The following is a 16,854-nucleotide window of genomic DNA, read 5'->3' as shown; positions in this document are numbered from 1 at the left end:
ATCGCTCACCCGCGGGGGAGGTTGAGCGTTTTCGTATCAGCGGCGGCGACCGCCGAGGCTGCTCAGTACAATGGCCGCGCCGGCGAGGATGCCAGTGGTGAGCAGCGGTTTGCGGCGGGCGAAGTCCAGACCTTTACGGGCGTGGTCCTGGTACTGAACCGGAGCCCTCTCGACCAGGCCGTCCAGACCGTCGATGACGCGGCCATAGGCGTCCAGCGCCTTGCCCTTCACCTCATTGAACTTGCCTTCGACCTGCAGCTTGCTGTCGCCGGTCAGCTTGCCGAAGCCGGATTGGGCCTTGCCCTCAACCTGGGTGGCGAGGCCTTCGATGCGTTGGTCGGTCATGGTGTTTCCTGAGGTCTGGAATGCGTGGCGGGGAGGCCAGCCGGGAGAGCGTTCGGAACGGGCGCAGGTTCCCGACGGCGACGCTTCATCGCAGGGGTATGACTATCATTTTATCCGGACGATATTGACGGGTGGGTTTCATCCCGGCAATTCACCGCCATGATCTCCGCCGACCTGACCATCCTCGCCTTCGCCGGAGAGCGGCTGATCGCTCGCGGTCCGCTGGCCGACGCCATGCCCTCGCTTCATGCCGCGCAGTTCGGCGGGGAGCCTTTGCTGGTGTTCGACTCCGCGACTGGCAAGGTTGTCGATCTGGATCTGCGGGGCAGCGCCGAAGACGCACGTGCGCGTCTGGCGGGTGCGCCGGAGGTGGAGAAGCGCGGACCGGGGCGGCCGAAACTGGGCGTGACCGCGCGCGAAGTGACCCTGCTACCGCGCCACTGGGACTGGCTGGCGGCGCAGCCGGGCGGGGCGTCCGTCGCGCTGCGCAAGCTGGTCGAGGGCGCGCTGAAGGAGGCCGAGGGGCCGGATCGCGCGCGAGGCTCGAAGGAGGCGGCCTACCGCCTGATGACCACCTTGGCCGGCGATCGACCGGGCTATGAGGAGGCCACGCGAATGCTGTTCGCCGGCGACTGGACTGCCTTCGATACGGCGGTCGCGGAGTGGCCTTCGGATATCCGCGCCGTGGTCGCCGAGACCGCCGAGGCCAGCTGGCGCAACGGAGCCGGTCGCCCGGCCTAGGCGTCGCCGACAGTGGACAGCACGCCGTGCAGGGCCGCGATCTCGATCGGCTTGCGCAGCACGCCGTCTGCGCCGCTGGCGATGTAGCGGGCCACGTCCTCGTCGAAGACATTGGCGGTCAGCATCCAGACGGGCAGGCGAGGGCGGCCGCGGTCGGCCTCTTCGGTGCGGATGACGGCCAGCGCCTCGACGCCGTCCATCACCGGCATCATCACGTCCATCAGCAGCAGGTCGAAGCCGTCGTCGCGCGCGGCCTTGACCGCCTCGGCGCCGTTCTCGACCAGCGTCACCTCGGCGCCGAACTGCTCCAGCAGCAGACGAAGCAGCTTGCGGTTGGCCTCATGGTCCTCCGCCGCCAGCACCGACAGGGGACGCACAGGGGCGGCGCCGGTCGCGGCCTCCTCCACGCCATCCACCCGCTCGGCCGGGATCTCGAACCAGAACAGGGCTCCGCCGCCGGGCGCTCCGGTCACGCCGATCTCGCCGCCCAGCCCCTCGACATTGGCGCGGCAGATAGCCAGGCCCAGCCCCGCGCCGCCGGCCGCACGGCCCTCGGCCAGCTGTTCGAACGGCTGGAAGATGCGCTCGCGCTGGTCTTCCGGCACGCCCGGTCCCTGATCGGCGACCTCGAACCTCAGGCGAACGCCGTCGGCCTCGACGGGCAGGGCGCGGCCTGTGATCCGGATCGTCCCGGCGGGCGTCAGCTTCAGGGCGTTGGACAGGAAGTTGATGATCACCTGCTCGACCCGGCCGGCATCGGTGCGGACGACGAAATCCTCCGCCGCACCCTCGCAATCGATCTCCAGTGTCAGGCCCAGTTCCTCGACCCGCAGGCGCCAGACCCGGCCGATGGCCGCCAGTTGCGCGCGCACATCGGTTGGGGCCAGGACGGCGTCGCTCTGGCCGGACTCGATGCGCGACAGGTCCAGCGCGCCGTTCAGCAGGCGCAGCAGCATGCCGCCGGCGTCGCCCATGTCGTCCACCAGCGCGGCTTCGGCGGCCGGTCGCTTCTTGCGACGCAGCACCTCGACGATGCCGAGGATGACGTTCAGCGGCGTGCGCACCTCGTGGCTGATCATGGCCAGGAAGCGGGACTTGGCGCGGTTGGCCTGCTCGGCCGCCTCGCGCTCGGCGCGCGCCTCGTCCAGCGCGGTGCGCAACTCCTCGGAGCGTTCGCTGAGATCGACGTAGAGCTCGACCGTCTCGCGATCGCTCAACGCCTGCCGCCACGCCGCGCCGATGACGCCGAGCACGAAGACGGCCGTCGCCGTCAGCAGGCCCGCGTTGTCGCCGACCTCGTGCACGGCGATCGTGCCGATGGCCAGGGACGGCGGAATGACGGCGGCCACGAAGCTGGCCCGGCTCAGGTGCACCTGCAGCGCCCCGACCATCAGGTTTCCAGCCGTCAGCATCATGATGTGCGGCAACAGATCGGGCCGCGCCATCCAGGCGAAGACGACGAACAGGCTGGTGTGCGAGGCGACCCCCGCGGTCACAGCCTCGGTCCGCCATTTCATCCGCGCCCATGCGCCGGGCCGTTCGGGCGCCTTGCGGGCCACCTCGACCTCGCGCCACAGCAGGGCATAGAGGCCGAACTGGAAGACGGCGAAGTTCGCCGCCCACGTCCAGTCCATCAGCCACAGCGCGAGCAGCGCGATCCCGGCGACGGACAGCAGGCGAATGGGGAACATGTCCCGATACCGGCCCGCATAGGCCCGCACATGTTCCGCGTTCTCGATCACTGCAACACCACCACCCGAACTTGAGGCTGTGTCTGTTACACGGCGCAGCTTAAGGAGGGATCAACTTAACGGCGTTCAGTTGTGCCGCGTCGCCGGGTCTTATCCCACCTTCACCCGCGTCGCCGCCTCCGGCAGGTCTTCCCCGAACGCCCGCTGGTAGAACTCCGCGATCGTAGGCCGTTCCAGTTCGTCGCACTTGTTCAGGAATGTCAGGCGGAAGGCCAGGCCGATGTCGCCGCCGAAGATCTGTGCGTTCTGGGCCCAGGTGATGACCGTGCGGGGCGACATGACGGTCGAAATGTCGCCGTTCATGAAGGCGTTGCGGGTCATGTCGGCGACGCGGACCATGGCCGCGATCTGACGGCGGCCGTCGGCGTCGGCATAGTCGGGCGCCTTGGCGACCACGATCTCGGTCTCGACGTCGTGGTCGAGGTAGTTGAGCGTCGTGACGATGTTCCAGCGGTCCATCTGACCCTGATTGATCTGCTGGGTGCCGTGATACAGGCCCGAGGTGTCGCCCAGACCGATGGTGTTGGTCGTCGAGAACAGGCGGAACCACTTATTGGGGCGGATGACCCGGTTCTGGTCCAGCAGGGTCAGGCGGCCCTGCGCCTCCAGCACGCGCTGGATCACGAACATCACGTCCGGACGGCCGGCATCGTACTCGTCGAACACCAGCGCGACGGGGCGCTGCAGGGCCCAGGGCAGCATGCCCTCGCGGAACTCGGTGATCTGCTTGCCGTCCTTCAGGACGATGGCGTCCTTGCCGACCAGATCGATGCGGCTGACGTGGCTGTCCAGGTTCACCCGCACCAGCGGCCAGTTCAGGCGGGCGGCGACCTGCTCGATGTGGGTCGACTTGCCGGTGCCGTGATAGCCCTGGACCATGACGCGGCGGTCGAAGGTGAAGCCGGCGCAGATGGCGAGGGTCGTCTGCGGATCGAAGCGGTAGGCCTCGTCGATCTCGGGCACGTGCGGATCGCGGTCGGCGAAGACCGGCACGGTCATGTCGCTGTCGATGCCGAAAATCTCGCGAACCGTCGCGTTGCGGTGCGGCTCCAGCGTCAGCAGGGGATCGGGCGTCGAGTCGAGCGGGGAGGTCATGGGGTTGCGATTACCGCACGTTCGGGGTCTTCGAAACCCCCGCCCGCTCCCGCATGCGCAGGAACGGGCGAAGAGGCGTCGTCAGGCCGCCGACAGCCGGACGTCGACGTTGCCGCGGGTGGCGTTGGAGTAGGGGCAGACCTGGTGGGCCTTCTGGATCAGGTCGTCGATGACCGCCTGCTCCAGCCCGTGGTCGGTGACCTTCAGCTCGATGTCGAGATTGAAGCCCTCGCCCTTGGTATTCTTGCCGAAACCGACGGTGGAATGAATCTTCGTGTCCGGCCCGACGGGCGAGCCGGCCTTGCCCGACACCAGTCGCAGGGCGCCGAGATAGCAGGCGGCATAGCCGGTTGCGAACAACTGTTCCGGATTGGTGCCGTCGCCGCCCTTGCCGCCCATCTCGGTCGGGGTGGACAGCTTGACATCGATCTTGCCGTCGTCGGTGGTCGAGCGGCCATCCTCGCGGCCTCCGCCCGAGGCGGTGGCGTGGGCGCGATACAGAACTTCCATCAGCGGTCTCCTGTGTGGGGAGGGCTTTAGATGGAGATGGAGGGCGGGGGATCAAACCCCTCCGTCTCGTCCGCTTTGCGGCCGAGCCACCTCCCCACCTTCGGTGGAGAGGTGAATCCATGTCTGCTCACCTCTCCGCGTAGCGGGGAGGGGGACCGCCGGCGCAGCCGGGGGTGGAGGGGTTACGCCGCCAGCCCCGCCTTCTTCAGCGTCTTGTACGCCTTGATCACGCGCTGAAGCTTGGCCTCGGCGCCGCGGTCGCCGTGGTTCAGGTCGGGGTGGAAGCGCTTCAGCAGCTCATGGTAGCGCGCCTTGACCGCCGCCTTGTCGGTGCGGGCGTCCAGATCGAGGTCGGCGAGGGCGGCGCGTTCCAGCTTGCCCAGACGCAGGCCTTCCTCCTCGCCCGGCGCCGGTTCGCGCGTGCGGCGGCCGAACAGGCCGAAGCTGTCGCGCCAGCTGCCGGCGCCCTGATTGTTGGCCGTGCCCATCTTGGCGGCGAAGGCGGCGGCCTCGCGGGTGTTCTTGCCGGCCTTCATCTCCCAGGTCGGGCGGCCGCCGGTCATGGCCTCGTTCTCCTGCGCCGCGCGGATCTGGCCCTCGTTCATGCCGGCGTAGAAATTCCAGCCCTTGTTGTACTCGCCGGCATGGCGCTGACAGAAGTCATAGAAGTCGTTCAGCCGCTCGCGCGACTTGGGCGCCTTCGCCGTCGCGGCCTGACGGCAGTCGGGCCACTGGCAGGGCCTTTCGCCCGGCTTGAGATGCAGGACGTCTTCCTCCGCCGCCTCCTCTTCGGGGCGGGGCGGCTTGATCCGCATATCCTTGAAGCGCGGCTTGTATTGAAACGCTGACGACATCACCCGAAGTGTAGGACCGAATTGGACACCAACAAGGACAACCCCATGCCGGATGGCCCGATCGCCGCGAAAATCCGTGAAAAACTTACGGCTGCGCTACAGCCGACACGGCTGGAGCTCGATGACGACAGCTGGCGGCACGCGGGACACCACCATGAAGGCGGCATGGACGCGAAGCCCGGCGGGGAGAGCCACTTCAATCTGGTGATCGTCTCGGCCGAATTCGAGGGGCAGGGCCGCGTCCAGAGGCAGCGCACGGTCAATGGTCTGCTAAGGGACGAACTGGCAGGGCCGGTTCACGCCCTGTCGATCAAGGCGCTGACGCCCTCGGAGCTCGAAGCTCAGGGTTAATCGAACCTTGTTTGTCGTGAAGACGTCACCGTTCACCTCGTCTTAGAACGTTGTTCCTAGCGTGCGCTCGGTTGTTGAGGGTGACGGGGCGCGGAATGGTGGAATCCGACGGCATCGGCAAGGCGGCGGGCGACCCGGATCCGGGCGAGGCCGCTCAGGCCCTGCGTGCGATTCTGCAGACCCAGTACCTGCGCTACATGATCATCACCAGCTGGGGTCTTGGCCTGCTGGCGACCGTTGGCTGGAAGCTGGCGCTACTCTGGTTCGTGGGAACCCTGGCCGCCGGCGCCATTCGCGGCGCGGTCGAGAAGCGCGTCAGCGCGCGGGTCGGCACGGGCTGGGGGCTGGTCTTCCCGGCCGTCGCGACCGCTACCACCGCCGCCTGGGCCGCTGCGCCGCTGATGGCCTGGTTCTCGGGCGCGGCCTTCGGCCATGCGCTGGGCATGGCGCTGCTGGTGTCCGGCTACGTCCTCGTCTTCGCGCAGCTTCGCAGCTCGCCGCGTCAGGCCATCATGATTTCCTCGCCCTACGGCGCCGCGGCGGTGATCATCGCCGGCAGCCTGTGGGGCACACCGCTGTTCTGGCAGTTCCTGGCCGTGGTGCCGTTCACTGCCGCCGGTCTGTTCGTCCTCGTCACCATGACCATGCTTCGCGAAGAGCGCATCCGCGCCTTCCAGGAACATCAGGCTCATCTGATCGAGGAACTTGAAGCCGCGCGCGACAAGGCCAATGCCGCCAGTGACGCCAAGTCCAACTTCCTCGGCATCATCTCGCACGAGCTGCGCACGCCGATGAACGGTGTGCTGGGCGCCGCCCAACTGCTCGGCGCGACCCGGCTGGAGCCGACCCAGCGCGAGTATCTGTCGATCATCCGCAACTCCGGCGACAACCTGCTCAGCCTGCTGAACGACATCCTCGACATGACCAAGATCGAGGCCGGCAAGATGACGTTCGAGATCGTGGACGTAAACGTCGATGATCTGCACAAGCGCGTCACCGGTCCGTTCCAGGCCCAGGCCGAAGCCAAGGGCCTGACGTTCACTGCCGCCTTCGAGGGCGACATCCCGGCGGTCGTGCGCGGCGATCCGCTGCGCGTTTGCCAGGTCATCCACAACCTGCTGTCCAATGCGGTGAAGTTCACCGACGGCGGCGAGATTCTCTACACCGTGCGCGGCGAGCGCACCGAGAACGGTCAGGTGAAGTTCGACTTCGCCGTGAAGGACTCCGGCGCAGGCATTTCACCGGCCGATCTGGAGCGCCTGTTCCAGCCCTTCACCCAGGTCGACGCCTCCTCGACCCGCCGCTTCGGCGGCACGGGTCTGGGACTGACCATTTCGCGTCGCATGGCCAACATCATGGGCGGCGACATCGCGGTCGAGTCGACCGTGGGTCAGGGTTCGACCTTCACCTTCTCGGTCGTTGCGGACGTGGTTCGCTGGGAAGCGGAGAAGGCGGCCGAGGCCATCGTCGCCGAGGTCGAGGGCGGCCAGTCGCTCAGCGTGCTGGTGGTCGAGGATCACCCCGTCAACCGGATGATCCTCGAAGCCTGGATGAACTCGTCCAGCCACCGCTCGGCCACCGCCGAGAATGGCCAGATCGCGGTCGAGGCCGCCGGCGAGCAGCGCTTCGACCTGATCATCATGGATGTGAACATGCCGGTGATGGACGGTCTGACCGCAACCCGCGCCATCCGCGCGGGCGATGGCCCGAACCGCGATACGCCGATCGTCGTTCTGTCGGCCTCGGCCCGGACGGAAGATCACGAGGCGGGCTTCGATGCCGGCGCCGACGCCTATCTGAACAAGCCGATCGACTTCGCCGCGCTGGCGACGGTGATGAACCGCGTCGGCGGCGGGCGACCGGCCGTGCGCGCCCTGATGGGAGACGAGACGACCGCCCGGGCGGCCTGACTCCTCGTCGGACAGATCAAGCGACGCCCCGGAGGGAGACTTCCGGGGCGTTATTGCGTTCAGGCCTTGCCGTGGCTGAATGAGGATCGATGCGCGCTTTCGCCGAACTGCTGGACCGACTGTCGCTGACGGCCTCGCGCAATGCGAAGCTGGTGCTGCTGCGAGACTATCTGCGCAACACGCCGGATCCCGAGCGCGGCTGGGCGCTGGCGGCGCTGACCGGCGAACTGACCTTCGACGCCGCCAAGCCGGCCATGATCCGCAAGGCGGTCGATGCGCGGGTGGACCCGGTGCTGTTCCGCTGGTCCTACGACTATGTCGGCGACCTCGCCGAGGCGGTGGCCCTGATATGGCCGGCGCCGGAAGGACTGCGCCCCAACCGGGAGCCCGAGCTGACGGAGGTGGTCGAGGCGCTGCGGAGCGCCGGTCGTGGCGAGGTGAAGGGGTTGCTCGAGGGCTGGCTGGACGCGCTGGAGCCGCAGTCCCGCTGGGCGCTGCTGAAGCTGATGACCGGCGCGCTGCGCGTCGGCCTGTCCGCGCGCCTGGCCAAGACGGCGACCGCCATGATGCGGCCGGACGCCGTGCCGGAACCGCCCGATCCGGAGGGTGGAGAAGCGATCACAGCACTGGAGCCGGTGACCGCCTCGGACATCGAGGAGATCTGGCACGCCCTGTCGCCGCCCTATGCCGACCTGTTCGCGTGGCTGGAGGGCAGGGGAGAGAAACCCGACGCCAATGCCCCCGGACGGTTCCGCCCCGTCATGCTGGCAGTCGCGCTGGACGAGGCGGTGGATTTCGAGAAGCTGTCTCCGGCCGACTACGTCGCCGAGTGGAAGTGGGACGGAATCCGGGTGCAGGCCGTCCGCGAGGCCGGGGTGGAGAAGCTCTACTCCCGCACCGGCGACGAGATTTCCGGCGCCTTTCCCGATGTCATGCAGGGCCTGACCTTCGAGGGTGCGGTCGATGGCGAGCTGGTGGTCTGGCGCGACGGGCAGGTGGCTCCGTTCGGGGACCTGCAGCAGCGCCTGAACCGCAAGAGCGTGGATGCAAAGGCCATGGCGGCCTTCCCGGCGGCCATCCTCGCCTACGACCTGTTGGCCGAGACGGGCGAAGATCTACGCGCCCTGCCGCTCACCGAACGGCGCGTCAGGCTTGAGGCCTTGGTCGAGACCGGTGGCGACCGGCTGCATCTGTCCCCGGTGGTCGACTACGCAAGCTGGGACGAACTGGCGCGGCTGCGGGCCGATCCTCCGGTTGGCGCGGCGGCGGAGGGGCTGATGCTCAAGCGGCGGGACAGCGCCTATGTCGCCGGGCGCCCCAAGGGGCCGTGGTTCAAGTGGAAGCGCGATCCGCACGTCATCGATGCTGTGTTGATGTACGCCCAGCGCGGACACGGAAAACGCTCCAGCTTCTATTCCGACTTCACCTTCGGGGTCTGGACGGATGAGGGGGCGCTGACGCCGGTCGGCAAGGCCTACTTCGGCTTCACTGACGAGGAGCTGAAGCAGCTCGACAAGTTCGTGCGTGATCACACCATCGAGCGGTTCGGCCCGGTACGCTCGGTCAAGGCCGAGCGGGAGTTCGGACTGGTGCTGGAAATCGCCTTCGAAGGCCTGCAGCGGTCACCGCGACACAAGTCCGGCGTGGCCATGCGCTTCCCCCGGATCAGTCGCATCCGCTGGGACAAGCCGGCGCGCGAGGCCAACACCCTGGACGACGTCATGGACCTGCTGGAAGCCATCGATAGCGGTGGCGGGCGCATCGCCCAGCCGGTTCCCTGAAGCCGAAAATGCTGCACTGCGGGGTTCCAATCCGGACCTGAGGCGTTAGACCCGACAGATGACCTCCCTCGCTGCTCCCCTCAACGAGGCCGTCTCGGCCGGCCAGCGCGCCGTCGCCCTCGACGCGGCCATGATCGCAAAACTCACGGACGTCGCGGGTGATTTCGCGATCAACCTGTCCGTCGCAGTCATCATCTTCGCCGTCACCATCTTCGTCTCGAAGTGGGCGGCCAGTGCGGCGCGGCGGGCGCTCAGCCGGGTCAGAGGCTTTCGGCATGACCCCACCGTTCTGAGCTTCGCCGTTCAGGTGGTGCGGGTGATCGTGATCATCATCGGCATGATTGCGGTGCTTCAGCGGCTGGGCGTCCAGACGACCTCGATCATCGCCGTTCTCGGCGCCGCCTCGCTGGCCGTCGGCCTGGCGCTGCAGGGGACGCTGTCGAACGTGGCGTCCGGCCTGATGCTGCTGGTGCTGCGCCCGTACCGGGTGGGCGAGGTGATCGATGTTGGCGGCATGTCCGGGACGGTACAGCGCCTCGACCTTTTCACGACCCAGCTGTCGAATGCCAACAACCACAAGATCGTTATTCCGAATTCCAAGGTGTTCAGCGACGTGCTGACCAACCTGACGGGCCAGAAGACCCGCCGGATAGAGATCAACTTCACCATCGGCTACGGCGAGGATATCAACGCAGCACGCGCCACCCTGGCGGCGGTCGCAAGCGGGCATGAGAAAGTCTTGCCTGATCCCGCCCCATGGACCGGCGTGACTGCCCTGCTGGACAGCGCCGTTCAGGTCACCCTGCATGCCTGGGTCGAGGTCGGCGACTGGTGGCAGACCCAGGCCGACCTGATGCAGGGCGGCAAGGAGGCGCTCGACGCCGCCGGCATCGAGATTCCGTTCCCGCACCAGGTGGCCGTTCCCTATGGCGACGAGGCCGTTGTATCCCCCGTCTCCGTTCAGGCACTGGACCAGAAGCACGGATACGCCGACAAGGCGCCGGACGACGAGACGGGTAACGGGGGCTAGGCGTGCGTTACGACTTCGGATCCGACAACACCGCAGGCATGGCCCCGGCGGCGCTGGACGCCATCATTCGCGAGAACGGCGGCTTTGCGCGCGCCTATGGCGCCGATGACATCACCGCCCGCGCCGCCGATCTGATCCGCCAGCGACTGGATGCGGACGCGGACATCCGCTTCGTCTTCTCCGGCACGGCCGCCAACTCGGTCGCCCTGGCCATGCTGGCTTGGCCGCACGAGGCGGTGCTGGCCCATCACGCGGCTCATATCTGCACGGACGAGACCGGAGCGCCGGGCTTCTTCGGAGCGGGCGTCGGCCTGATCGGCCTGCCGGGCTTCTCGGGCAAGATCGATCCGGCCGCTCTGAAAGAGGCGCTGGACGAGCCCGAGGTCGGACACCGCCAGCCGCCAGCGGCGCTCAGCCTGACCCAGTCCACCGAATACGGCACGGTCTACACCGAGGAAGAACTGCGCCACCTGATCGAGCCGGTGAAGCTGAAGGGCTATGGCGTGCACATGGACGGCGCGCGGCTGGCCAACGCCGCCGCAGCGGGCTTCGACCTCAACCAGATCGCGCGGCTGGGCGTCGACGTGCTGGTGTTCGGTGGGGCCAAGGCCGGCGCCAACTGCGCCGAGGCCATCGTCATGTTCGACAAGTCGCTGGCGCGCCGTATCGACAATCGGCTGAAGCAGGCGGGTCAGACGGCGTCCAAAGGCCGTTTCCTCGCCGCGCCCTTCCTTGGTCTGCTGGAAAGCGACGCCTGGGAAACCGGCGCCGCCCACGCCAACCGGATGGCGCAGAAGCTCGCGGCCGGCGTTGAGGCGGGCTCGCCTTACGTCCTCGCCCACCCGGTCGAGGCCAATGCCGTCTTCGTGCGTATGCCGGCCGAGGCTCACGCTCGCCTGAACGCCATGGGCTGGGCCTGCTATCGCTTCGACGATGGCTCGGTCCGGTTCGTCTGCTCGTGGGCGACGCAGGAAGAGGCCGTCGACGAGCTTCTGGCGGCGTTCCGGAGCCTCTAGCCGCCGGCCTGCTGCCACGTTCCGACGGAACGCATCCCCATGCTGACGGTTAGCAAACCGGGCCTGAAGACCGGGCCACGTCGGGGAAGCGCTTCATGAACGCCCATTCGCAAATCCGCACGTCCGCAGATCGGGATATCGACCTGTACCGGACGTTACGGGCTCGGATGCCCGAGTTGGCGAAGGGGTTGTCCGCCGAGGATCTGGCTGCGCAATCGATGCCGGACTGCAGTCCCGGCAAGTGGCACCTGGCGCATACCAGCTGGTTCTTCGAGGCCATGATCCTGTCGCAGGAGGCGGGCTATCGCCCCGTTGATCCGCGCTGGCAGACCCTGTTCAACAGCTATTATGAGGCGCTGGGCGAACGGGTCGAACGGCCCGATCGCGGCCTGATGACCCGCCCGTCACTGGACGAGGTGCTGGCCTATCGTCGTGAGATCGATCACCGGATGATCGCCTGGCTGGGGCAGGGGACCGCCGACGCCCGCGCCCGCTACCTGTTCACCCTCGGCCTGAACCATGACCAGCAGCATCAGGAGCTCTTCCTGATGGACGTGCTCAACCTGATGTCCCGTTCGCCGCTCGACCCGAGGGCCTATGAAGCCGAACCGCGTGCAGGGGCGGTCGAGCCTGCTCGCGGCGGTGGGATGCGCTTCGAGGGTGGTCTCGTCGAGGTCGGCCATGGCGAAGCGGGCTTCGCCTTCGACAACGAAGGGCCTGAGCATCGTCAGTGGCTGGAGCCCTTCGCCCTCGACCGCGATCTGGTCTCCAATGGCGACTGGCTGAGCTTCATCGAGGACGGTGGCTATGCCCGCCCCGAGCTCTGGCTGTCCGACGGCTGGGCCACGGTGAAGGCCGAGGGCTGGACCGCGCCGCTCTACTGGCGCTGCGATGAGGGCGGCTGGAGCGTGATGAGCCTGTCCGGCCGTGGCCCTGTCGATCCCGCACAGCCCGTCCGGCACGTCAGCTTCTATGAGGCCGACGCCTATGCCCGATGGGCTGGCCGCCGCCTGCCGACCGAGGCGGAGTGGGAGCACGCGGTGCGTTTCGATCCCGACGCCCTGACCAATGCATTCGGCGAGGTCTGGCAATGGACGGCGTCTTCCTACGCACCCTACGCTGGCTTCCGCCCGACCGAGGGCACGGCGTCCGAGTACAACGGCAAGTTCATGGCCAACCAGATGGTGCTGCGCGGCTCCAGCTTCGCGACGCCCGAGGGCCACGCCCGCGTCACCTATCGCAACTTCTTCTACCCCCAGCAGCGCTGGGCCTTCGCCGGCGTGCGTCTGGCTTCGGACGTCGAGGCCGCGAAGGACGACCCGGCTTCGGAGTTCGGCGCGGATATGGCCGCCGGCTTGAGCCGGACTCCCAAGGTCGCCTCGCCCAAATGGTTCTACGACGCCGAGGGATCGGCGCTGTTCGAGGACATCACCCGCCTGCCGGAATACTATCCGACGCGGCAGGAGGCGGCGCTGCTGCGCGACGTCGCTCCGGACTGGGCCGAACGGTTCGGACCCGGCGCGGTGCTGGTCGAGTACGGATCGGGCGCCAGCGAGAAGACGCGGATCGTGCTGGACGCGGCCTCGGACCTGTCCGCCTACGTACCCATCGACATCAGCCCCGATGCGCTCGACGCGGCCACGGCCCGGATCGGCGAGGCCTACCCACGCTTGGCCGTCGCCCCCATGGTCGGCGACTTCATGGCCGTCGACGACCTGCCGGAGGCGGCGGGACCGGGACGCCGGATCGGCTTCTTCCCCGGCTCGACCATCGGCAATCTCGATCCGGACGACGCCGTCGCCTTCCTGAAAGCGGCGCGCCGACTGCTGGGCGAGGGCGCTCTGTTCGTTCTCGGCGTCGACCTGGTGAAGGCGCCGGAGACACTGATCGCGGCCTATGACGATGCGCAGGGTGTGACCGCAGCCTTCAACCGCAACCTGCTGGTCCGCGCCAACCGCGAACTGGGCGCCGACTTCGATGTCGATGCCTTCGCCCACCGCGCCGTCTGGAACCCGGAAGCGTCACGGATGGAGATGCATCTGGAAGCGACGCGCGACATGGTCGTCCGCTTCGAGGGGCAGCGCTTCAGCTTCGCTCGGAGCGAGACCATCCACACCGAGAGCTCGCGCAAATTCACTGAGGCGTCGGTCCGCGAGATGGCCACGCTGGCGGGCTGGCGTGTCGCCGACTTCCGCGTCGGCCCGGCGCCGTCCGTGGCTCTGGCCCTGCTGGAAGGCTGACACGAAAAAGGCGGCGTCCGGGGGAGACGCCGCCCTTTCAAGGGTACTGTTCGGAGACCTTATTCCGCTACGGGCGGGCGGTCCTTGGTGCGCGAACCGTGGGAGGCTTCGCCGCCCTTACGGCCGGCCTGGGCCGCGAGGCTGCGGTCCTGGGAGAAGCTTCTCTTCTCGCTCGGTACGCTGGCCCCGCCCTTGCGGGCGATCTCGCGCTGACGTTCCGGATCCATCGAGGCGAAGCCTCGCTTGGAAACGCCGGAGGCTCGGGTGGGCTGGCCTTGAGCCATCAGAGGTTCCTTTCGTGCGGCGTGGCGGTTGCGGAATGAACCCCCCATGTCGTCGTACGGTTCCGCCCCTGGACTCACACAAATGCGAACGAATCACAGGGTTTGCGCGCGATCATCCGTAGGGGCGGCTATCGCCGGGCTCTCCGCCGCCCGGGTCCTGCTGCGGAACCTCTGATGGAATCGGGCCCGGGGCCTGATCGGGCGTACCGGCCGGATCAATGTCCGGACCAGGCGTATCCGGCGGTAGAATTTCCGGTTTTCCGCCGGGGCTGTCGGGTTCGATGTAGGTCATTGCTGACTCCTTCCGTCAAAGGATCAACGCCAGGCGGAGACGGCGCGTTTCATCACGATGCAAACGCCCGCCGACAGGAACCGGGTGGCGGGGCGACGGATTGAAGCAGGCGAAACCCATCCCCCTCCCGGAGACCCGCCATGACCGACACCCGCAGCGCCAGCGCCGACATCGAGGATATCATCGACACCGACGACAGCGTTTCCACGCGGCTGGATGGCGAGGCCGCGGTCATCCTCGAGGCGGACGGGATGCGCTCTCTCGGCGTGAGGCCCCTGCGCCAGGCGGTGCGCGAAGACGCCATTGCCGTCCGAGACTGGGGTCAGGCGCGAGCGTCGCGGCTGAGGGGCGCGGTTCAGGACGAGCCGATCCGCGCGGCTGTGCTGTCTCTGGGGATCGGCGTTCTGATCGGCCTTCTCGCCGCCCGCTAGGACGGGCCGGACGCCGGACGGGCGATCGGCGCGCGCTGCATCGCCTGATCCGACACGAACGGATTGGTCCGCCGCTCGGCCCCGAAGGTCGAGTGCGGGCCGTGTCCGGGGATGAAGGTCACGTCGTCACCCAGCGGCCAGAGCCTGGTGACGATGGCGTTCAGCAGGGCGTCATGGTCGCTTTGCGGAAAATCGGTCCGGCCGATAGATCCCTGGAACAGCACATCGCCGACCTGGGCGAAGCGGGCCTCGCGATTGAAGAAGATCACATGGCCCGGCGTGTGCCCGGGACAGTGGTAGACCTCCCACGTCGTCTCGCCGAGCGTCACCGTGTCGCCGTCGTCAAGCCAGCGGGTGGGCGTGAAACTGCGGGCGTCGGGAATACCGAACATCTTGCCGTTGGCGGGGATCATATTGATCCAGAATTGGTCGGCGGGGTGTGGGCCAACGATTTCGACGCCCGTCTTTTCCTGCATCTCCGCCGCGCCGCCCGCGTGGTCGAGGTGCCCATGGGTGATCCAGATGGCGTCCAGCGTCAGACCCTGTTTCTCCACCATGGCCAACAGCGCATCGACGGACGCGCCCGGATCGATGATCGCGGCCTTCATCGTCTTGCGGCACCAGACGATGGTGCAGTTCTGCTGCAGGGGCGTGACAGGAACGACGGCGACGCCGATGGGGGGAGGGGCGGTGTTCATCCACTCCAGATAGCGGGCCGAAGCCCCTGACGGAACCTTCGCGCGTTGACCTTTGGGGCGGTCATCGACATAAGGGCGGGCTTCGAAGGAGCCGCTCGGAAACGGGCGGCCCTTGTTGCTTATCCAACATCGCGCGCGCCGGCCTCCTTGGCGCCGCCCCAGAGCGTCAGAATCCCGACCATGCAAGTCGTCGAAAAGTCCTCCGAAGGCCTCAGCCGCGTGATCGCGGTGACCATTCCCGCCGCGGAACTGAACTCCAAGCTGGATGCGCGCCTGAAGGAAGTCGCGCCGCAGATGAAGCTGAAGGGCTTCCGTCCGGGCAAGGTGCCGATGGCCCACGTCAAGAAGACGTTCGGCCGCGACCTGATGGGCGAGATCATCAACGATCAGCTGAACACCACCAGCCAGAAGGCGCTGGACGAGGCCAAGGTCCGTCCGGCCGCCCCGGCCGAGATGAAGCTGACCTCGGACATGGACAAGGTCATCGCCGGTCAGGAAGACCTGGCCTACGAAATGTCCCTGGAAGTCATGCCGGAGTTCACCCCGGTCGACCCGAAGACCCTGAAGCTGGACCGCCCGACCTATGAAGCGTCGGACGCCGATCTGGACGAGGCCCTGACGGAACTGGCCGGTCAGGCCAAGACCTACGAGGACAAGAAGGGCAAGACGGTCAAGGCCGCCGAGGGCGACCAGCTGACCATCGACTTCCTCGGCAAGCTGGACGGCGAGCCCTTCGAGGGCGGCGCGGCCACCGACGCCGATCTGGTCATCGGTTCGAACCGCTTCATCCCGGGCTTCGAAGAGCAGCTGAAGGGCGCCAAGGTCGGTGAAGAGAAGACCATCGAAGTCACCTTCCCCGAGAACTACCAGGCTGCCAACCTGGCCGGCAAGCTGGCGACCTTCGACATCACCGTGAAGGCCATCAAGGCCGAGGCCGAGGCCAAGGTGGACGACGAGTTCGCCAAGCGCATCGGTCTGGAGTCGCTGGACAAGCTCAAGGAGCTGCTGTCTGCCAACCTGAACCAGCAGTACGCCGGCGCTGCCCGCTTCAAGCTGAAGCGCGCCCTGCTGGACGAGCTGGACAAGGCCCACGACTTCCCGCTGCCGCCGAAGATGGTGGAAGCCGAGTTCGACGGCATCTGGCAACAGGTCGAGGCCGACAAGGCCGCCGGCCGTCTGCCGGAAGAGGACGCCAAGAAGTCCGACAAGAAGCTGAAGGAAGAGTACCAGAAGATCGCCGAGCGCCGCGTGCGCCTGGGTCTGGTCCTCGCCGAGATCGGCCGCGCCAATAACGTGACCGTTTCGGATCAGGAGCTGAACAACGCCATCATGAACGAGGCCCGCAACTATCCGGGTCAGGAGCGTCAGGTGCTGGACTTCTACCGCCAGAACCCGAACGCCGCCGCCCAGATGCGCGCCCCGATCTATGAAGAGAAGGTCTGCGACCTGATCTTCGGCACGGCCCAGGTGACCGACAAGCCGATCACCAAGGAAGAGCTACTGAAGGAAGACGACGAGCTGTAAG

Annotated in this window: 17 protein-coding genes; 9 read left to right on the top strand and 8 right to left on the bottom strand. The window is 67.3% G+C overall.

The features are described 5' to 3' along the window. Positions 1–36 precede the first annotated feature (36 nt). Positions 37–345: a CsbD family protein gene (locus ABDZ95_RS08420; RefSeq protein ID WP_343792644.1), complete on the bottom strand. Its 309-nt coding sequence runs from the start codon at positions 343–345 to the stop codon at positions 37–39. Positions 346–504: 159 nt separating this feature from the next. On the opposite strand from ABDZ95_RS08420, the gene ABDZ95_RS08415 reads away from it, so the two are divergent. Further along, positions 505–1,086, top strand: coding sequence for a DUF2239 family protein (locus ABDZ95_RS08415; RefSeq protein ID WP_343792642.1), 582 nt, complete (start codon positions 505–507; stop codon positions 1,084–1,086). Here the strand turns inward: ABDZ95_RS08415 and ABDZ95_RS08410 are convergent. The 4 genes from ABDZ95_RS08410 to ABDZ95_RS08395 form a co-directional block, all read right to left on the bottom strand. After that, positions 1,083–2,777, bottom strand: coding sequence for an ATP-binding protein (locus ABDZ95_RS08410; protein WP_343792640.1), 1,695 nt, complete (start codon positions 2,775–2,777; stop codon positions 1,083–1,085). The genes ABDZ95_RS08415 and ABDZ95_RS08410 overlap by 4 nt on opposite strands. Positions 2,778–2,927: 150 nt before the next feature. Continuing rightward, positions 2,928–3,932, bottom strand: coding sequence for a cobaltochelatase subunit CobS (gene cobS / locus ABDZ95_RS08405; RefSeq protein ID WP_343792638.1), 1,005 nt, complete (start codon positions 3,930–3,932; stop codon positions 2,928–2,930). An 81-nt stretch (positions 3,933–4,013) separates the two neighbouring features. After that, positions 4,014–4,442 carry an organic hydroperoxide resistance protein gene (locus tag ABDZ95_RS08400; protein ID WP_343792636.1) on the bottom strand — a complete coding sequence of 143 codons (429 nt, stop codon included), beginning with the start codon at positions 4,440–4,442 and terminating at the stop codon, positions 4,014–4,016. 182 nt (positions 4,443–4,624) lie between these two features. Continuing rightward, the gene (locus ABDZ95_RS08395; RefSeq protein WP_343792634.1) at positions 4,625–5,296 is read right to left on the bottom strand and encodes a J domain-containing protein; all 672 of its coding nucleotides are present in this window, start codon (positions 5,294–5,296) and stop codon (positions 4,625–4,627) included. 45 nt (positions 5,297–5,341) lie between these two features. On the opposite strand from ABDZ95_RS08395, the gene ABDZ95_RS08390 reads away from it, so the two are divergent. From ABDZ95_RS08390 to egtB, 6 genes are all read left to right on the top strand, one after another. Continuing rightward, positions 5,342–5,647: a BolA family protein gene (locus tag ABDZ95_RS08390; protein ID WP_343792914.1), complete on the top strand. Its 306-nt coding sequence runs from the start codon at positions 5,342–5,344 to the stop codon at positions 5,645–5,647. Between the two features lie 95 nt (positions 5,648–5,742). Then, on the top strand, positions 5,743–7,557 hold the full coding sequence (locus tag ABDZ95_RS08385) for an ATP-binding protein (protein WP_343792632.1): 1,815 nt from the start codon (positions 5,743–5,745) through the stop codon (positions 7,555–7,557). Between the two features lie 89 nt (positions 7,558–7,646). Beyond that, entirely contained in the window at positions 7,647–9,338 is a 1,692-nt protein-coding gene (locus ABDZ95_RS08380; protein ID WP_343792630.1) for a cisplatin damage response ATP-dependent DNA ligase, read from the top strand. A gap of 58 nt (positions 9,339–9,396) precedes the next feature. Next, positions 9,397–10,368: a mechanosensitive ion channel family protein gene (locus ABDZ95_RS08375; protein WP_343792628.1), complete on the top strand. Its 972-nt coding sequence runs from the start codon at positions 9,397–9,399 to the stop codon at positions 10,366–10,368. Positions 10,369–10,370: 2 nt separating this feature from the next. Then, positions 10,371–11,384: a threonine aldolase family protein gene (locus ABDZ95_RS08370; RefSeq protein WP_343792626.1), complete on the top strand. Its 1,014-nt coding sequence runs from the start codon at positions 10,371–10,373 to the stop codon at positions 11,382–11,384. 95 nt (positions 11,385–11,479) lie between these two features. Beyond that, on the top strand, positions 11,480–13,624 hold the full coding sequence (egtB, locus tag ABDZ95_RS08365) for an ergothioneine biosynthesis protein EgtB (RefSeq protein ID WP_343792624.1): 2,145 nt from the start codon (positions 11,480–11,482) through the stop codon (positions 13,622–13,624). A gap of 59 nt (positions 13,625–13,683) precedes the next feature. On the opposite strand, the gene ABDZ95_RS08360 is transcribed toward egtB, so the two are convergent. Together ABDZ95_RS08360 and ABDZ95_RS08355 are read right to left on the bottom strand one after the other, a co-directional pair. Next, positions 13,684–13,908: a con-10 family general stress protein gene (locus ABDZ95_RS08360; protein WP_343792622.1), complete on the bottom strand. Its 225-nt coding sequence runs from the start codon at positions 13,906–13,908 to the stop codon at positions 13,684–13,686. Positions 13,909–14,020: 112 nt separating this feature from the next. After that, positions 14,021–14,200, bottom strand: coding sequence for a hypothetical protein (locus tag ABDZ95_RS08355; RefSeq protein ID WP_343792620.1), 180 nt, complete (start codon positions 14,198–14,200; stop codon positions 14,021–14,023). A 140-nt stretch (positions 14,201–14,340) separates the two neighbouring features. Here ABDZ95_RS08355 and ABDZ95_RS08350 point away from each other — a divergent pair, with 140 nt between their 5' ends. Continuing rightward, positions 14,341–14,631 carry a hypothetical protein gene (locus ABDZ95_RS08350; protein WP_343792618.1) on the top strand — a complete coding sequence of 97 codons (291 nt, stop codon included), beginning with the start codon at positions 14,341–14,343 and terminating at the stop codon, positions 14,629–14,631. On the opposite strand, the gene ABDZ95_RS08345 is transcribed toward ABDZ95_RS08350, so the two are convergent. Continuing rightward, positions 14,628–15,329, bottom strand: coding sequence for an MBL fold metallo-hydrolase (locus ABDZ95_RS08345; protein ID WP_343792616.1), 702 nt, complete (start codon positions 15,327–15,329; stop codon positions 14,628–14,630). The genes ABDZ95_RS08350 and ABDZ95_RS08345 overlap by 4 nt on opposite strands. A gap of 180 nt (positions 15,330–15,509) precedes the next feature. Between ABDZ95_RS08345 and tig the strand changes: the two genes are divergently transcribed. Beyond that, the gene (gene tig / locus ABDZ95_RS08340; RefSeq protein WP_343792614.1) at positions 15,510–16,853 is read left to right on the top strand and encodes a trigger factor; all 1,344 of its coding nucleotides are present in this window, start codon (positions 15,510–15,512) and stop codon (positions 16,851–16,853) included. Position 16,854 lies beyond the last annotated feature (1 nt).

Source organism: Brevundimonas kwangchunensis, from assembly GCF_039523815.1.
GTDB lineage: Bacteria > Pseudomonadota > Alphaproteobacteria > Caulobacterales > Caulobacteraceae > Brevundimonas > Brevundimonas kwangchunensis.
The sequence above is the reverse complement of the archived record's forward strand: the minus strand, read 5'-3'. Positions and strand labels throughout refer to the sequence as shown.

Bases quoted from the DNA above. Each gene is read 5' to 3' on its own strand.
- ABDZ95_RS08355 (WP_343792620.1), bottom strand. From the start codon at position 14,200: ATGACCTACATCGAACCCGACAGCCCCGGCGGAAAACCGGAAATTCTA.
- ABDZ95_RS08380 (WP_343792630.1), top strand. From the start codon at position 7,647: ATGCGCGCTTTCGCCGAACTGCTGGACCGACTGTCGCTGACGGCCTCG.
- ABDZ95_RS08375 (WP_343792628.1), top strand. From the start codon at position 9,397: ATGACCTCCCTCGCTGCTCCCCTCAACGAGGCCGTCTCGGCCGGCCAG.
- cobS (WP_343792638.1), bottom strand. From the start codon at position 3,932: ATGACCTCCCCGCTCGACTCGACGCCCGATCCCCTGCTGACGCTGGAG.
- tig (WP_343792614.1), top strand. From the start codon at position 15,510: ATGCAAGTCGTCGAAAAGTCCTCCGAAGGCCTCAGCCGCGTGATCGCG.
- ABDZ95_RS08420 (WP_343792644.1), bottom strand. From the start codon at position 345: ATGACCGACCAACGCATCGAAGGCCTCGCCACCCAGGTTGAGGGCAAG.
- ABDZ95_RS08350 (WP_343792618.1), top strand. From the start codon at position 14,341: ATGACCGACACCCGCAGCGCCAGCGCCGACATCGAGGATATCATCGAC.
- egtB (WP_343792624.1), top strand. From the start codon at position 11,480: ATGAACGCCCATTCGCAAATCCGCACGTCCGCAGATCGGGATATCGAC.
- ABDZ95_RS08345 (WP_343792616.1), bottom strand. From the start codon at position 15,329: ATGAACACCGCCCCTCCCCCCATCGGCGTCGCCGTCGTTCCTGTCACG.
- ABDZ95_RS08360 (WP_343792622.1), bottom strand. From the start codon at position 13,908: ATGGCTCAAGGCCAGCCCACCCGAGCCTCCGGCGTTTCCAAGCGAGGC.
- ABDZ95_RS08395 (WP_343792634.1), bottom strand. From the start codon at position 5,296: ATGTCGTCAGCGTTTCAATACAAGCCGCGCTTCAAGGATATGCGGATC.
- ABDZ95_RS08415 (WP_343792642.1), top strand. From the start codon at position 505: ATGATCTCCGCCGACCTGACCATCCTCGCCTTCGCCGGAGAGCGGCTG.
- ABDZ95_RS08400 (WP_343792636.1), bottom strand. From the start codon at position 4,442: ATGGAAGTTCTGTATCGCGCCCACGCCACCGCCTCGGGCGGAGGCCGC.
- ABDZ95_RS08410 (WP_343792640.1), bottom strand. From the start codon at position 2,777: ATGTTCCCCATTCGCCTGCTGTCCGTCGCCGGGATCGCGCTGCTCGCG.
- ABDZ95_RS08385 (WP_343792632.1), top strand. From the start codon at position 5,743: ATGGTGGAATCCGACGGCATCGGCAAGGCGGCGGGCGACCCGGATCCG.
- ABDZ95_RS08390 (WP_343792914.1), top strand. From the start codon at position 5,342: ATGCCGGATGGCCCGATCGCCGCGAAAATCCGTGAAAAACTTACGGCT.